Source organism: Streptomyces sp. NPDC007088 (genome assembly GCF_042869355.1).
Taxonomy (GTDB): domain Bacteria; phylum Actinomycetota; class Actinomycetes; order Streptomycetales; family Streptomycetaceae; genus Streptomyces.
Genome location: NZ_JBIAFO010000001.1, coordinates 516,209 through 531,171 on the forward strand (window position 1 = coordinate 516,209; position 14,963 = coordinate 531,171).

Below are 14,963 nucleotides of genomic sequence, written 5' to 3' on the forward strand. Positions count from 1 at the left end.
GTGGGCCCGCGGGGGGGGGGGCCCCGCCGGGGGGGGGGGGGGGGTGTGGGGGGGCCCCCCGGGGGGGGGGCCGGGGGGGGGGGGGGCGGCCCACCCCCGTCCCGTTTCCCGCGAGGCGGCCCTCCCGCGGTGGTTTCACGCACGCACAAGCGGCAAGACGGGCTGCATGTCCAGTCGAAACGGAAACGCAGCGGGCCGGCTCATCGCGCTCATAGCCGATGTCCTGGCGGTCATCCTGGTCGTGTGGATCGTGATGTACCTGTTGGACGCGAACCGCGCCAACGATCTGGTGCAGTGGGTCCACAACGCGGCGGACTTCCTCGCCGGTTGGTCCCGTGACCTGTTCACCTTCGACGAGAAGTGGGCGCGGGTGGTGTGCGGCTACGGTCTCGCCGCCGTCGTCTACCTGTTCGTCGGGCACGCCGTAGCGGGCCGGATCAGCCGCTGACCGCGCCCGCGGGCGGGGGCGCGGGGCGGACGGCGTCCCGCGTACGGGAGTTCAGTGGATGCGGCAGCAGTCGGCCGCCGTGTCGGCGTCGTCGAGTCCGCGGGGCAGTTCCGCCCCGCTGAACACGGCGCAGGTCGCCTGGTCGCCGCCGAGCGCCGCGACCGCGAGGAGCAGCGCGCCCGCGGTCCAGGTGGTCTGCTCGCGCGGCCACAGGGCCTCGTCCTCGAAGACGTACCCGGTCCAGTAGAGACCGGTCTCGGGATCGCGTAGCCGGCCGAGGCTCTGGAGGATCTCCAGCGCCCGGTCGGACTCGCCGACGGCCCACAGCGCGAGGGCGAGTTCGGCGCTCTCGCCGCCGGTGACCCACGGGTTGGGCACGACGCAGCGCACACCGAGCCCGGGGACCACGAACTCCGCCCAGCGTTCCGCGATCCGCCGCTCGGCCTCCTCGCCGCTGACGGCGCCCGCGAGGACCGGGTAGTACCAGTCCATCGAGTAGCGGGACTTGTCGAGGAAGCGTTCGGGGTGCCTGCGGACGGCGTGGCGCAGCAGGCCGGTCGCGAGTTCCCAGTCGGGCTGCGGCTCCTCGCGCTCCTCGGCGACGGCCAGCGCGCAGCGCAGCGCCTGGTGCACGGAGGAGGAGCCGGTGAGCAGCGCGTCGGGTACGGCGGTGCCGTCCGCCTCACGCTTCCAGCCGATCTCCCCGCCGGGCCGCTGGAGGCGCAGCACGAACTCGACGGCCGCGTACACGACGGGCCACATCGTGTCGAGGAAGGTGTCGTCGCCGGTGGCGAGGTAGTGGTGCCACACGCCGACGGCGACGTACGCGCAGAAGTTGGACTCCTTCGCGCGGTCCGTGGGCCGCTCGTGGTCCCCGTCCTGGTAGGCCGCGTACCAGGAGCCGTCCGGGTTCTGGTGCCGGGCGAGCCAGGCGTAGGCGCGGGCGGCGGCCTCGTGCTCGCCGGCCGCGTCGAGGGCCATCGCGGCCTCGGTGTGGTCCCAGGGGTCGAGGTGGTGACCGCGGAACCAGGGGATCGCCCCGTCGGCCCGCTGCTGTCCGAGCAGGCCCCTCACGGTCGCGGCGGCCTCCTCCGCGGTGAGGACCCCGGGCAGGACGAGGTGTTCTGTCCGGGGGGTGCTCACGCGGGTTCCGTGGCGTCGGCCCGCACGGTCGCCTCGGCGGCCGGCAGGTGCGGTTTGGTCGCGTAGGCCACGAAGCTCTTGCCGAGCACCGGGTTGAGCGTCCGTTCGGCGAAGCGGGTCGCGAAGGGCTTCTTCATGATGTCCCACACCAGCAGCTTGTGGTACGCCCGTACCGGCAGCGCCTTGTCGTTGTCGACGCCGAAGGCGCACTTGAGCCACCAGTAGGGGCTGTGCAGGGCGTGCGCGTGGTGGCTGCCGTAGGGGCGCAGTCCGGCCTCGCGCATCTTGCGGACGAGTTCGTCGGCCCGGTAGATGCGGATGTGGCCGCCCTCGACCTCGTGGTACGCGTCGGACAGCGCCCAGCACACCTTCTCGGGGCCGTAGCGCGGAACGGTCACCGCTATGCGTCCGCCGGGCTTGAGGACGCGCACCATCTCGGCGAGCACGCCCTTGTCGTCGGGGATGTGCTCCATGACCTCGGAGATGATCACGACGTCGAAGGAGGCGTCGGGGAAGGGCAGGGCGAGGGCGTCGCCCTCCATCGCGGTGGCACTCGCCCCTGCGGGCGCCTCCTTGGCCTCCCTCATCGCCGCGAACCACGTGGCGACCTCGCGGATCTCCTCGGCGTTGCGGTCGAGGGCGACCACCCGCGCGCCGCGCCGGTAGCACTCGAAGGCGTGCCGGCCCGCGCCGCAGCCCAGGTCGAGCACGCGGTCGCCCGGGGCGAGCGGGAAGCGGGTGAAGTCGACGGTCAGCACGTGGACCTGCTTTCGCGGTCAGGGGTTGCGGTGGTGACGGCCACGGGCGTCGCGGGGCTCGCGGGGGCCGGCGCGGCGGTCCGGGCGGGGGCGGCGAGGGACCGGGCGGCGGGGCGCCGCGCGTCGAGCGCGGCCCGGTACTGCTCGGCGGTGCCCTGCGCGGCGCGGGCCCAGGTGAAGCGGTCCAGGACCCGGGCGCGCCCCGCGGCGCCGAGCCGGACCCGCAGGTCGGGGTCCTTCAGCAGCCGGCCGAGCGCGTGGGCGAGGGCGCCCGCGTCCCCGGGCGGGACCGCGAGGCAGGTCTCGCCGTCGGGCCCGGCGACCTCGGGGATGGCTCCGCCGGTGGTCGCGACGAGCGGCGTGCCGGTGGCCATGGCCTCGGCGGCGGGCAGCGAGAAGCCCTCGTAGAGGGAGGGGACGCAGGCGATCTGCGCGCCGCGCACGAGGTGGACGAGTTCCCGGTCGGAGATGCCCTTGACGAACTCGACGGCGCCGCCGAGCCCGTGGCGCTCGATGGCCCGCGCGACGGGACCGTCCTCGGCCCTCCTGCCGACGACGACGAGGTGCGCCGCCGGATGCTCGGCGCGCAGCGCGGCGAGCGCCTCCACGAGGTGGACGAGGCCCTTGAGGGGGACGTCGGCGCTGGAGGTGGTGACGATACGTCCGGGGATCTCGGGCACCGCGGGGTCGGGCGAGAACAGGTCGGTGTCGGCGCCGATGTGCACGACGTGGACCCGGTCGCGGCGCACCCCGAGGTGCTGGACGATCTCCTGCCGGGAGGAGCCGGACACGGTGAGCACCGAGGGCAGCCGGCGCGCGACGCGCTTCTGCATGCGGGTGAACCCGTACCAACGGCGCACCGAGAGGCGGCGTTTGAGGTTCTCGGCGGCGGCCAGGTCGAGGGCGCGGTCCACGGTGATGGGGTGGTGGATCGTGGTGACGAGCGGCGCGCCGAGGGCGCCGGGCCCGCCGAGCAGCCCGTAGCCGAGGGTCTGGTTGTCGTGGACGACGTCGAACGCCCCGCGCCGCGCGGCGAGATGACGGCGGGCCCGCAGGCTGAAGGTGAGCGGCTCGGGGAAGCCGCCGGTCCACATGGCGCCGACCTCCAGGGCGTCGACCCAGTCCCGGTACTCCGACCGCTTCGGGGTGCGGAAGGGGTCGGGCTGCCGGTAGAGGTCCAGGCTCGGCAGTTCGGTCAGGCGCACGCCCTCGTCGAGTACCGGGTAGGGCTGGGCGCCGATGACCTCGACCTCGTGACCGAGCCGGGCCAGTTCGCGGGAGAGGTGGCGTACGTACACGCCCTGTCCGCCGCAGAAGGGGTTGCCCTTGTAGGTGAGCAGGGCGACGCGCAAGGGCCGTTCTCCGGCGGCTCGGGCACCCAGGGCCTCAGCGGTCACTCCAGGCACCCTCTCTTTTCCTGCACGTCCGGGCGAGGTTACGCCGCCCGGCAACCTAGAACAAGTTGCGGACGCGGCCGTCCCGACCGCACGTCGTTGATCGTCCGGACACCGAATCTACCGGCTGGTAGCCACGCTGTGCCGGGCGGCGCCGGTGATTCGCACCACGGTCGCGCGCCGGTGCGCGCGGGGTGCGGGCGCGCCCGCCCGCCGCCTGGTCCGGCCCGTTCGGCTCCTCCCCTCCGGGCCCCGGGCTCCCCACGGGCCGGGGCGGGTGGCGGCCCGCCCGGCCCGCGGGCCCGCCCCGGTCCGGGCGGGTCGGGGTCCCGCTAAAATGGCCCGGTCGTCACCACCCCCACCCAGGGCAAGCCGGCGCAGTTCCGGCGCTGACCCGCGACCGTGAGCCGCCCCGGCGGCGAGCCGGAACCGCCGGCCCGGCCCCGCCAGGAGAGGCACCCCTCCCGCTATGAACGTCCCGCGCAGCGCCGCCCTCGTCGCGGCAGTCCTCGCTCTGGGCGCGGCCGCGTCCCCCGCCGTCGCCGCCCCCTCCCCCTCCCCCTCCGCGATACCGGGCAAGGCCGAGGGCCTGTTCGGTGAGCAGGACCCGACGTACGACGGGGTGTGGCGTCAGTCCCTCGCGCTGACCGCCCTCGCCACCGCGAAGGCCGAGGTGCCGCGTCCGGCCGTCGACTGGCTCGTGGGGCAGCAGTGCGCGGACGGCGCCTTCGCCGCGTTCCGCGCGAAGCCCGGCGCGGACTGCGGCCCGAAGGACAAGGTCGACTCGAACTCCACGGCCGCCGCCGTCCAGGCCCTCGTCGCCGTCGGTGGTCACCGCGCGGAGGCCGAGAAGTCCCTGGACTGGCTGAAGTCCACGCAGAACGCGGACGGCGGCTGGAGCTACAACCCGGGCGGGGCCTCCGACGCGAACTCCACCTCCGTCGTGGCCGGCGCGCTGACGGCGATGGGCGAGGAGCCCGGTTCGGTCACGTCGAAGAAGGGCGCGTCCCCGTTCGACGCGCTGCGCGCCCTCGCCCTGAAGTGCGGGTCCGGCTCCGGCGAGGGGGCCGCCTTCGCGTACCAGCCGGACCCGAAGTCGAAGAAGCTCGTGGCCAACGACGACGCCACGGCCGCCGCCGTCACGGCCGCGCTCGGCCACGGCTTCGTCGTGTCCGGGCCGGGCGAGGCCGGTGCGGGCGGCAAGTACGCCTGCCACCCGCCGGAGAACGCGCGGGAGGCGGCCCGCAACGGCGCGGCCCACCTCGCGGCCGCCGTCGCGAAGAACGGTCACCTCATGTCGGCGATGCCCGGCGCGAAGGACCAGCCCGACGTCGGCAACACCGCCGACACGGTGGTCGCACTGACCGCCGCCGGCCTGACCGGGCAGGCCCGCAAGCCCCTCGCATGGCTGGAGGAGAACGGCGCGGAGTGGGCCGGCCAGACGGGCCCCGCCGCGTGGGCGCAACTCGTCCTGACCGCTCGGGCGACCGGCACCGACGTGCACGACTTCGGCGGGACCGACCTCGTCGCGAAGCTCGCGGCCCAGGGCCCCGCCGACGCCTCGGCCGCCCCCGCGCCGGGCGCGAAGGACGAGAAGCAGGACGGGGGCGGCGACAAGGACGGCGGGATCAGCCCCTGGTGGATGGTCGGCGTCGGGGCGTTCGTCGGTATCGGTATCGGCTTCCTGGTGAGCGGTCGTCACAAGCGGTCCGGGCGGTGAGTGGCGCGGTGGCGGCGCGGCACGCTCCCGCCGGGTCCCGGCCGCGCGGCGGCGGGGCGCGTCCGGTACCGCGTGCGGCGCTCGCCGTGCTCACCACCGCGCTCGCTTTGCTCACCACTCTCGCCGGGGCGGCCTTTCCCGCGCACGCCGCGACCGGCTACCGCTACTGGTCGTTCTGGGAGCGTTCGGGTGCCGCGTGGACGTACGCGACGCGGGGCCCCGCGATCTCCCGGCCCGGGGACGGCTCGGTCGAGGGCTTCCGCTTCTCGGTGAGCGAGGACTCGCGGGACTCGGCGCGACCGCGCGGTACGGCCTCCTTCGGGCGGATCTGCGCGGACACCCCGGAGCGCGCGGACCGCAAGCGGATCGCCGTGGTCCTCGACTTCGGCACGGCGGCGGACGCCCCGTCCGGCGAGATCCCGCCGAAGCCCCGCACGGCCTGCGCGCGGATCGACCGGGACGGCAGCGCGGCCGACGCCCTCGCGGCGGTCGCGAAGCCACTGCGCTACGACGCCTCCGCGCTGCTGTGCGCGATCTCGGGCTATCCGCGCACGGGGTGCGGCGAGCAGGTCGACAGCGGCTCCGGGCACCGGGAGGGCGGCACGCGCGGCCCCGCCCCGCACGACGGCGCGGCGCACGCCGGGGACGGCGGGGACGGCCCGTCCGTGGGCCTGTTCGCCGGGATCGGGGTGCTCGTGGTCCTCGCCGCCGGGACGGTGTGGCAGACCCGTCGCCGGCGCCGGGCATGACCCGCCCCGCCACGGGGGCGCGCACACCGGACGGGAGGACCGGCGGGGCCGCGGTGTCCGCTCCCTTCACCGCCCGCGCGCACGGGACGCTGCACGCGGGCGCCTGGTGGGTGTGGGCGCTGGGCCTGGCCGCCGCCGCGACCCGGACCACCAACCCGCTGCTGCTCGCGCTGGTCGTCGCGGTCGCCGGGTACGTCGTCGCGGCCCGCAGGACCGAGGCGCCGTGGTCGCGTTCGTACGGGGCCTTCGTGCGGCTCGGCCTGGTGGTGCTGCTGATCCGGCTGGTCTTCGCGGTGTTCCTCGGTTCGCCGGTCCCCGGCAGCCACACGCTGTTCACGCTCCCCGAGATCCCGCTGCCCGAGTGGGCGCGCGGGGTGCGGCTGGGCGGCCGGGTCACCGCCGAGGGACTGCTGTTCGCGCTGTACGACGCGCTGCGGCTCGCGGCCCTGCTGATCTGCGTGGGCGCGGCGAACTCCCTCGCCAGTCCGGTGCGGCTGCTGAAGTCGCTGCCGGGCGCGCTGTACGAGGTGGGGGTCGCGGTCGTGGTCGCGATGACCTTCGCGCCGAACCTCGTCGCCGACGTGCGGCGGCTGCGGGCGGCCCGGCGCCTGCGCGGCCGCCCCGACCGGGGCCCGCGCGGACTGCTCCAGGTGGGGTTGCCGGTCCTGGAGGGCGCGCTGGAACGCTCGGTGGCGCTCGCGGCGGCGATGGACGCGCGCGGCTACGGGCGCACCGCCTCGGTGCCCGTCGCGGTGCGCCGTACGACGGCCGCGCTGACGCTCGGCGGACTGCTCGGCGTGTGCGCGGGCACGTACGGGCTGCTCGCCTCGGCCGGGGCCTCCTACGCGCTTCCGACGCTGGGCGCGGGGCTCGCGGCGGCGCTCGGCGGGCTGTGGCTGGGCGGGCGGCGCAGCGTGCGCAGCCGCTACCGTCCCGATCCGTGGGGGGTGCGGGCCTGGCTCGTGTCGGGTTCCGGAGTGGCCGTCGGCCTCCTGATGACGCTGGCCGGCCGGTACGCGCCCGGCGCGCTGCACCCGGGCGTCGTCCCGCTGAGCGCACCGGCGCTGCCCGTGTGGCCGGCCCTCGCGGTGCTGGTGGGGCTGGTGCCCGCCGTGGCCGCCCCCGCCCCGCCGTCGCGCCCGGCCGGGCCGGCGACCGACCGACGTACCCCCAGGGAGGCGAGGACCCCGTGATCCGCTTCGAGAACGTCTCCGTGACCTACGACGGGGCGCCGCGCCCCACGCTGGACGGGATCGAGCTGACCGTCCCGGAGGGCGAGCTGGTCCTGCTCGTGGGCCCCTCCGGGGTCGGCAAGTCGACTTTGCTGGGTACGGTCTCGGGGCTCGTGCCGCACTTCACCGGCGGCACGCTGCGCGGCCGGGTGACGGTCGCGGGCCGTGACACCCGTACCCACAAGCCCCGAGAACTGGCCGATGTCGTCGGCACGGTGGGGCAGGACCCGCTCGCGCACTTCGTGACCGACACCGTCGAGGACGAACTCGCCTACGGCATGGAGTCGCTGGGGCTGCCCGCCGACGTGATGCGCCGCCGCGTCGAGGAGACCCTCGACCTGCTGGGCCTGCACGAGCTGCGCGACCGGCCCATCGCGACGCTGTCGGGCGGTCAGCGTCAGCGCCTCGCGATCGGCTCGGTGCTGACCCCGCACCCGCGGGTCCTGGTCCTCGACGAGCCGACCTCCGCGCTCGACCCGGCCGCTGCCGAGGAGGTGCTCGCCGTGCTCACCCGGCTCGTCGACGATCTCGGTACGACGGTCCTGATGGCCGAACACCGGCTGGAGCGGGTCGTGCAGTACGCCGACCGGGTCGTGCTGCTTCCGGGCGCGGGCCGTACGCCGGTCGTGGGGCCGCCCGCCGAGGTGATGGCGCAGTCGCCGGTCCGCCCGCCCGTCGTGGCGCTGGGCCGGCTGGCCGGCTGGGACCCGCTGCCGCTCTCCGTCCGCGACGCCCGCCGCGCGGCGGGCCCGCTGCGCGCCCGGCTGGCCGACCACGTACCGCCGGCCCCCGTTCCCGTGGCGGCGCGGCCCGGTGCCGGGACTGCCGGGACGACGGACCGGGGGCCGGGCCCGGTGCCGGCGGACGTACGGCGGCGTCCGCTGCTGCCGTGGCGGCGGCGCGGCGCACCGACGCGTTCCCCGTCCGGGGCCGGTAAGGGCCGGGCCGCCGCTCCGCCGGACGGGTTCGCGGCGCGTACGCGGAACCTGGGCGTCACGCGAGGACCGGTCCGCGCCCTGCACGGGGTGGATCTGAGCCTGCGGCCCGGCGAGACCGTCGCCCTCATGGGGCGCAACGGCGCGGGCAAGTCCACGCTGCTGTCGACGCTCGTGGGCCTGCTCGCCCCGGACGTCGGCACGGTCCTCGTGGGGGGCTCGGCGCCCCGCGCGGCCACCCCCGCCGAACTGGTCCGGCGGGTGGGTCTCGTCCCGCAGGAGCCGCGCGACCTGCTGTACACCGACACCGTCTCGGGCGAGTGCGCGGCGGCCGACGCCGACGCGGGGGCGGCGCCGGGCACGTGCCGGGCGCTGGTCACCCGGCTGCTGCCCGAGGTGCCCGACGCGACGCATCCGCGCGATCTGTCCGAGGGGCAGCGGCTCGCCCTGGCCCTCGCCGTCGTCCTGACCGCCGCGCCGCCCCTGCTGCTGCTCGACGAGCCGACCCGGGGCCTCGACTACGCGGCCAAGGCCCGGCTCGTGACGATCCTGACGGATCTGGCGGAGCGCGGGCACGCCATCGTCCTCGCGACGCACGACGTGGAACTCGCGGCGGAGCTGGCACACCGGGTGGTGATCCTCGCGGAGGGCGAGATCGTCGCGGACGGCCCGACCTGCGAGGTCGTCGTCTCCTCCCCGCAGTTCGCCCCGCAGACCGCGAAGATCCTCGCCCCGCAGCGCTGGCTCACGGTCGGCGAGGTCGCGCGCGCCCTGGAGGACCCCTCGTGACCGCCCCCGGCCCCACCGGCCCGCACGACGACCGCGAGCGCCGGGTGCGTGCCGTACGCCTGGGTCCCCGGGCCCTGGCCGCGCTCGCGCTGATCAGCGTCGTCGGGGTGATGGCCTTCGGCTGGCCGCTGCTGGCCGACGGCGCCTCGGGCGTGGCGCACTCGGGGGACGCCCCGTGGCTGTTCGCGGCGCTGCTGCCGCTCCTGCTCGCAGTGGTGGTCGCGGCGATCGCGGACGGCGGTCTCGACGCGAAGGCCGTCGCGATGCTCGGCGTCCTCGCGGCGGCCGGGGCGGCGCTGCGGCCGCTCGGCGCGGGCACGGCGGGCATCGAGCCGATGTTCTTCCTGATGGTGCTCTCGGGCCGGGTCCTCGGCCCCGGTTTCGGCTTCGTGCTGGGCGCCGTCTCGATGTTCGCCTCCGCGCTGCTCACGGGCGGGGTCGGCCCGTGGATGCCGTTCCAGATGCTGTCCATGGGCTGGGTCGGCATGGGCGCGGGCCTGCTGCCGGGCGCCCGCACGCTGCGCGGCGTCCGCGAACTGCTGCTGCTCGCCGTGTACGGGGCGGTGTCGGCGCTGCTCTACGGCACGGTGATGAACCTCCAGGGCTGGCCCTACATCGGCGGCATGTCGACCGGGGTGTCCTTCGTCCCGGGCGACCCGCTCGGCGAGAACCTGAGCCGTTTCCTCGCGTACTGCCTCGCGACCTCGCTGGGCTGGGACCTGCCGCGCGCCGTCCTGACGGTCGTCCTGAGCCTGACCCTGGGCCCCGCCGTCCTGAAGGCCCTGCGCCGGGCGACCCGCAAAGCCTCCTTCGAACCGCCGGTCACCTTCGAACCGTGAGCGCTCGCGCACCGGGAGACGGGCCCGCGGTCTTCGGGGGCGGGGGTTTCGGGCCGTCTTCGGGGGCGGGGGGTTCGGCGCGGGGGCGCGAGCGGGCGAAGCCGGTGAGAGCGCCGCGATACGTCACCGACCGGCGGTCGTCGCGCGTCCGCCGCGCCGGAGCCGCTGAAGCCGCTGAAACCGCTTGAGCCGCTGAAGCCGCTGAAGCCGCTGAAGCCGCTGAAGCCGCTGAAGCCGCTGAAGCCGCTGAAGGACGGTCGCATCCGCGTCCGCGTCCGCCGTGGGGCAGCCCCGTCTAGATCCGCCGCAGGACGGTCGCGCTCGCCTGGGCGCCTCCGGCCGCCGTCGCCACCAGGGCGTATTCGTGGTCCTCGTCCTCCAGGCGGCTGAGCGCGGTGGTCAGCAGCCGCGCGCCGGAGGCACCGGCGGGGCGGCCCAGGGCGAGGGCCCCGCCCCTGGTGTTGACGCCGTCCAGCCCGTCGTCGAGGCCGAAGGACCGGGCCCACCCGAGGACCACGGCGGCGAAGGGCTCGTCGATCTCGGCCACCCCCACGTCCCGTGCCGTGAGCCCCGCGCGGCCCAGAGCGATCCGGGTCGCCTCCACGGCCCCGTCGACGTACCGGTCCGGGTCCACCCCGACGGTGACCTGGGCGACGACCCGGGCCCGCGGACGCAGTCCCAGTTCACGGGCGAGCGGAGGGCTCGTCCAGAGCAGTCCTGCCGCGCCGTCCCCGGCGGGGGCCGTGCTCGCGGCCGTGTGCACCCCGCCCGGCACGACCGGCCGCTCCCCGGCGAGGCGCGCGCGGTCCGGCCGCGACCGCGCCCCTTCGTCGTCGGTCACGAGCGGACCGGCCCCGGACACCGGCACCGCACACGTCTCCCGGGCGCTGCTCCCGTCGGTCCGGGCGGCGCGGGCCCGCTCGCGGGAGAGCAGCGCCACCGCCCGCGCGTCGGCCGGCCCTATCCCGTACGACCGGGCGGTGCGCTCCGCCGAGTCGAACTCGCCGGGCAGCCCGGCCGGCCACTCCGGTGGCCTGGGCAGACCGGGTCCGCGCTGGGTGGCGGCGGACGGCGGTATCCGGGACATGACCTCGACCCCGCAGCTCAGGGCGAGCCGCGCCGTGCCCGACATGACGAGCGCCGCCGAGAACAGGGCCGCCTGCTGGGCGGAGGCCTCCCGGCAGTCCACGGTCGTCGCGGCGGTGGCCGAGGGCAGTCCGGCGGCCAGCCAGGCCGTACGGGCCACGTTGCAGGACTGCTCCCCCGCCTGCGTCTGCGTCCCGCACACCACGTGGTCGATCCCGTCGGCGCCCGGCCCCGCGCGCTCCAGCAACTCCCGGTAGACGAAACCCAGCAGCCGGGCCGGATGCACACCCGCCAGGTCACCGCCGCTCAGCCCGAGCGGCGTACGCACCGCCTCGACCACCACGGCTTCCTCGGCCACGCCCGCCCGCCTCCTCGCCCCGGTGCACCGGACCCGCCGCCCGCCCACACCCCCGGGCAGTCTCCAGACCCCCGCCACCGCACCGCAAGATCCGTGCACGCACGATCGCGGGGACACGGGACACGGGACACGGGACACGGGACAGGGGGACACGGCGAATGGGGAAAGGGGGCAGGACGAGCGCCTGAGCGGCGTGCGGCGCGCCCTGTACGGCGACTACCTCGCCTGTCTGTCCCGGGCCCGCAACGGCTTTCGCGGTCTGGCCCGGGACGTGGACCTCGCGCCCGCCGAACGGGAGCGGGCCGCCCGTGAGCACTTCGCCCCGTGCCACGGCATGCGCTACCAGCTCTCGATCACGGCCGCACCCGACGTCCACACCGCGTCCGAGGACGCCTTCCGCCGCCTGCGGGACGTGCGCGACCTCGCCGCCGCCGGCACCCTCGCCGGGGACGAGGCGTACTCCGGGGGCCGGGCCGAGTACGAGGCCGTGCTCACCCGGCTGCGCGCGGCCATGCGCCGCGACCTCGGCACCGGTCCGCGCCGCGCGACCCGGCCATGACCCACCGGACGGCGCGGCCCGAGCGCCCGCCCGTGCCGCGCTGAGCCGAGCACGGCCCCGTACCTGCCTCCCGTACCGGCGGCGGTCCCGGCTAACCGGCCGAACCCGGCCCCCGCTCCCCACCGGGCCCCGCGGCTGTCGTCGTGCCCGTGTCCTTCACCAGATCCGCTCGCGCCCCCGGACCGGCCCGCTCCGCTACGGCCGGTCCGGCCGACGGGGCCACCGCGCGCCCTCCCGCGCCGCCGCCTGCCGCGGGGGCCGCTCTCCCGCCGGCCCCGGCCTCGGCGCGGACCGTTCTGGCGCGGGGCCCGGCCAGCAGGTGGACGAGGGCGAAGCCGAGGCCCACGGCGGCGGCGCCGCCCACCGCGTCCAGGACCCAGTGGTTGCCGGTCGCCACGATCGCCGAGACGGTGAACAGCGGGTGCAGGAGGCCGAGCGCCTTCATCCACCACTTGGGCGCGAGGATCGCGATGACCAGGCCGCACCACAAGGACCAGCCGAAGTGCAACGAGGGCATCGCCGCGTACTGGTTCGTCACGGCCGTGAGCGCGCCGTAGTCGGGCTTGCTGAAGTCCTGCACCCCGTGCACCGTGTCGATGAAGCCGAGGTCGGGCATGAGCCGGGGCGGGGCCAGCGGGAAGAGCCAGAAGCCGAGCAGCGCGAGCATCGTGGCGAAGCCCAGCGCGCTGCGCGCCCACCGGTACTCGGCGGGCCGGCGTACGTAGAGCACGCCGAGCACGGTGAGCGGGACCACGAAGTGGAACGACTCGTAGTAGAAGTTGAAGAAGTTCTCCAGCCACGACACCTTCACGACGGCGTGGTTGGCCCAGTGCTCTATGTCGATGTGCAGGAACTTCTCGATGGAGTGGACGATCTCGCCGTGGTGCTCGGCGGTGGACCGCCCGCCCCGGGCCACCTTGCGGACCTCCGAGTACGCGGAGTAGGCGACGCGGATCAGGAGCAGTTCCAGCAGCAGGTTGGGGCGGCGCAGCACCCAGCGCCACGCGGGCACCAGCGGCACCTTGGCGAAGCGCGAGGGCAGTCGGGGCGCGTAGGCGGTCGGCTCCGGGTGCGCGTAGGCCGGTGCGGACGTGCTCAGGAAGGGCACGACGCAGGCCGCCGAGAGGGCCGCGACGAGGATGACGTTCTGGGTGACCGGGTCCAGGCTGGTCATGTTGGGGAGCAGGACCTTGGGCGACAGGGACATCGCGAGGACCACGGCGACGGGCCACACGTAGCGGTCCGACGCCCGCTTCCCGACCCGGCCCACCACCGTGAGCAGGACCCACAGCATCTGGTGCTGCCAGGACGTGGGCGAGACCGCGACGGCGACGCAGCCCGTGACGCCCACGGCGAGCAGCAGCTGTCCGTCGAGGGCGTACCGCACCGCGCGGCGCAGTCCGAGGATGACGACCGCCGCGGCCAGCACCAGGAACAGCGCGATCTCCAGCGGTCCGCGCAGCCCGAAGCGCAGCAGCGCGCCGTGCAGGGACTGGTTGGCCAGCGCGTCCCCGCTGCCGAGGCCGACCCCGGCCAGGTGGTGGACCCAGTACGTCCACGAGTCGTGCGGCATGACGATCCACGCCACGGCCGTGGAGGCGGCGAAGGTCACCACGCCGGAGACGGCCGCCCCGCGCCGCCCGGTGAACCACAGGAGCGGGGCGAACAGGAGCGTGGTCGGCTGGAAGGCGGCCCCCAGGCCCACGAACAGTCCTGCCGTGCGTTCGCCGCGCGCCGCGAAGCAGCCGATCACGACCAGCAGTACCGGCAGGACGCTGAGCTGGCCGAGGTGCAGCGCGTTGCGCACCGGCAGCGAGACCATGAACAGGCAGATCGCGGCCGGCGCCACGAGCAGCGAGCCGCGCCGCGAGGCGGCGGACGGCGGCACGGCGCGCGCGACGAGCAGGCCGAGGGCGACGACGAGCAGCAGGCTGCCGAAGGTCCAGGCGACCCCCAGGGCGTCCTGCGCGGACTCCCTGAGCGGCTTCAGGACGAGGCCGTAGAAGGGGGTGCCGGTGAACTGGCCCGTGTCGTAGAGGGAGCCGGAGACGTGCAGCACCCCCTCGGGCCCGATCCAGGTCTCCAGGTCGGTGAGCCGGTCCCCGGGGGGCAGTCGCAGCACCGCGGCGACTTGTCGTACGAGCAGGGCGGCGACCAGCGCCCACGACAGGACGGCCAGCACGCGCAGCCGCGTCCCGGTCGCTGAGGCCCTTCCCGGACCGAAGGGGCCGCCCGCTCCACCATGTTCCGCATTCGCCACGTCCTGCGGCCTCCCGCCCCGTCCGTCTTCCATTTCCGGTCCGCCCCGGCTTGTAGAGGCTCGCACTATCCCTGTGCGGAGACGCAGCCAGCCCCCTGTTCGCCTCATAGCCCCTTCTCTTTCGTCCAACTGTTGACCGCCCGTTGACCTTAACTTGGCCGGATTGCGACGAAAACAGCCGACTCAGCCGTCCCCTTAGGCGCCCGGAACCACCGGATACATGAGGGAACGCCCCCGGTTGCCCGGCTCAAGGGCGGAGAAAGCGTAGCCGTATGCCCCGGTCACACCGTCGGCCCGCCCACCGGGCAACAGAGTGGTCACTCTACGTGACACCACCGACAACGCGCCCGCGCGAGAGCGCACACGCCTCTTTCCGGACAACACCGGACGGGCGCCGCCCGGCCCCGGCGGCCGGAAACCATCGAGCGGCACGGCCCGGCCGGGGTGCCGACCGACCCAGGGGCGGCGGCCGACCCAGGGGCGGCGGCCGACCCAGGGGCGGCGGCACCGGCCGCCGCATGCCGCAACCGTCACCCGTCACCTGTCACCTGTCACCTGTCACCTGTCACCTGTCACCGTTCGCCGCCCGTCTGCCGTCTGTCACCGCCGTCCGCGCCCCACACCGCACCCCGAAGGCGGCCCCTGGTAACCCCGGGGCGCCTCCCGGCGCACCAAGCGCCTGGTACGTTCCCT

12 protein-coding genes are annotated in these 14,963 nt (G+C 75.6%); 7 read left to right on the forward strand and 5 right to left on the reverse strand.

The window, feature by feature from the left end; genetic code table 11:
• The first annotated feature begins 166 nt into the window (after positions 1–166).
• Complete coding sequence (locus ACFYMP_RS02285; RefSeq protein WP_388849072.1) at positions 167–448, forward strand: hypothetical protein; 282 nt, start codon at positions 167–169, stop codon at positions 446–448.
• A gap of 51 nt (positions 449–499) precedes the next feature.
• Here ACFYMP_RS02285 and ACFYMP_RS02290 read toward each other — a convergent pair whose 3' ends face one another.
• From ACFYMP_RS02290 to ACFYMP_RS02300, 3 genes are read right to left on the reverse strand one after another with little or no spacing between them, the layout of a single operon-like run.
• Positions 500–1,591 carry a prenyltransferase gene (locus ACFYMP_RS02290; protein ID WP_388849074.1) on the reverse strand — a complete coding sequence of 364 codons (1,092 nt, stop codon included), beginning with the start codon at positions 1,589–1,591 and terminating at the stop codon, positions 500–502.
• Positions 1,588–2,349 (reverse strand): methyltransferase domain-containing protein, encoded by a 762-nt coding sequence (locus ACFYMP_RS02295; RefSeq protein ID WP_388849077.1) that lies wholly within the window; start codon positions 2,347–2,349, stop codon positions 1,588–1,590. The genes ACFYMP_RS02290 and ACFYMP_RS02295 overlap by 4 nt, the downstream gene beginning before the upstream one ends.
• Positions 2,343–3,746 (reverse strand): glycosyltransferase family 4 protein, encoded by a 1,404-nt coding sequence (locus ACFYMP_RS02300; protein ID WP_388849080.1) that lies wholly within the window; start codon positions 3,744–3,746, stop codon positions 2,343–2,345. Before ACFYMP_RS02300 ends, ACFYMP_RS02295 begins: the two co-directional genes overlap by 7 nt.
• A 466-nt stretch (positions 3,747–4,212) precedes the next feature.
• On the opposite strand from ACFYMP_RS02300, the gene ACFYMP_RS02305 reads away from it, so the two are divergent.
• The 5 genes from ACFYMP_RS02305 (at position 4,213) to ACFYMP_RS02325 (ending at position 10,007) form a co-directional block, all read left to right on the forward strand.
• A complete protein-coding gene (locus tag ACFYMP_RS02305; protein ID WP_388849083.1) occupies positions 4,213–5,463 on the forward strand; it encodes a prenyltransferase/squalene oxidase repeat-containing protein in 1,251 nt (416 codons plus the stop codon).
• 86 nt (positions 5,464–5,549) lie between these two features.
• Entirely contained in the window at positions 5,550–6,212 is a 663-nt protein-coding gene (locus tag ACFYMP_RS02310) for an SCO2322 family protein (protein WP_388849566.1), read from the forward strand.
• On the forward strand, positions 6,209–7,405 hold the full coding sequence (locus tag ACFYMP_RS02315; protein ID WP_388849086.1) for a CbiQ family ECF transporter T component: 1,197 nt from the start codon (positions 6,209–6,211) through the stop codon (positions 7,403–7,405). The genes ACFYMP_RS02310 and ACFYMP_RS02315 overlap by 4 nt, the downstream gene beginning before the upstream one ends.
• Positions 7,402–9,168, forward strand: coding sequence for an ABC transporter ATP-binding protein (locus ACFYMP_RS02320; RefSeq protein ID WP_388849089.1), 1,767 nt, complete (start codon positions 7,402–7,404; stop codon positions 9,166–9,168). The genes ACFYMP_RS02315 and ACFYMP_RS02320 overlap by 4 nt, the downstream gene beginning before the upstream one ends.
• Positions 9,165–10,007: an ECF transporter S component gene (locus ACFYMP_RS02325; RefSeq protein WP_388849092.1), complete on the forward strand. Its 843-nt coding sequence runs from the start codon at positions 9,165–9,167 to the stop codon at positions 10,005–10,007. The genes ACFYMP_RS02320 and ACFYMP_RS02325 overlap by 4 nt, the downstream gene beginning before the upstream one ends.
• 295 nt (positions 10,008–10,302) lie before the next feature.
• Here ACFYMP_RS02325 and ACFYMP_RS02330 read toward each other — a convergent pair whose 3' ends face one another.
• A complete protein-coding gene (locus ACFYMP_RS02330) occupies positions 10,303–11,451 on the reverse strand; it encodes an acetyl-CoA C-acyltransferase (protein WP_388849095.1) in 1,149 nt (382 codons plus the stop codon).
• Positions 11,452–11,644: 193 nt separating this feature from the next.
• Between ACFYMP_RS02330 and ACFYMP_RS02335 the strand changes: the two genes are divergently transcribed.
• Positions 11,645–12,010: a hypothetical protein gene (locus ACFYMP_RS02335; RefSeq protein ID WP_388849098.1), complete on the forward strand. Its 366-nt coding sequence runs from the start codon at positions 11,645–11,647 to the stop codon at positions 12,008–12,010.
• A 91-nt stretch (positions 12,011–12,101) separates the two neighbouring features.
• On the opposite strand, the gene ACFYMP_RS02340 is transcribed toward ACFYMP_RS02335, so the two are convergent.
• Positions 12,102–14,303, reverse strand: coding sequence for a bifunctional glycosyltransferase 87/phosphatase PAP2 family protein (locus ACFYMP_RS02340; RefSeq protein ID WP_388849101.1), 2,202 nt, complete (start codon positions 14,301–14,303; stop codon positions 12,102–12,104).
• Positions 14,304–14,963 lie beyond the last annotated feature (660 nt).

Bases quoted from the DNA above. Each gene is read 5' to 3' on its own strand.
- ACFYMP_RS02285 (WP_388849072.1), top strand. From the start codon at position 167: ATGTCCAGTCGAAACGGAAACGCAGCGGGCCGGCTCATCGCGCTCATA.
- ACFYMP_RS02340 (WP_388849101.1), bottom strand. From the start codon at position 14,303: ATGGAAGACGGACGGGGCGGGAGGCCGCAGGACGTGGCGAATGCGGAA.
- ACFYMP_RS02305 (WP_388849083.1), top strand. From the start codon at position 4,213: ATGAACGTCCCGCGCAGCGCCGCCCTCGTCGCGGCAGTCCTCGCTCTG.
- ACFYMP_RS02315 (WP_388849086.1), top strand. From the start codon at position 6,209: ATGACCCGCCCCGCCACGGGGGCGCGCACACCGGACGGGAGGACCGGC.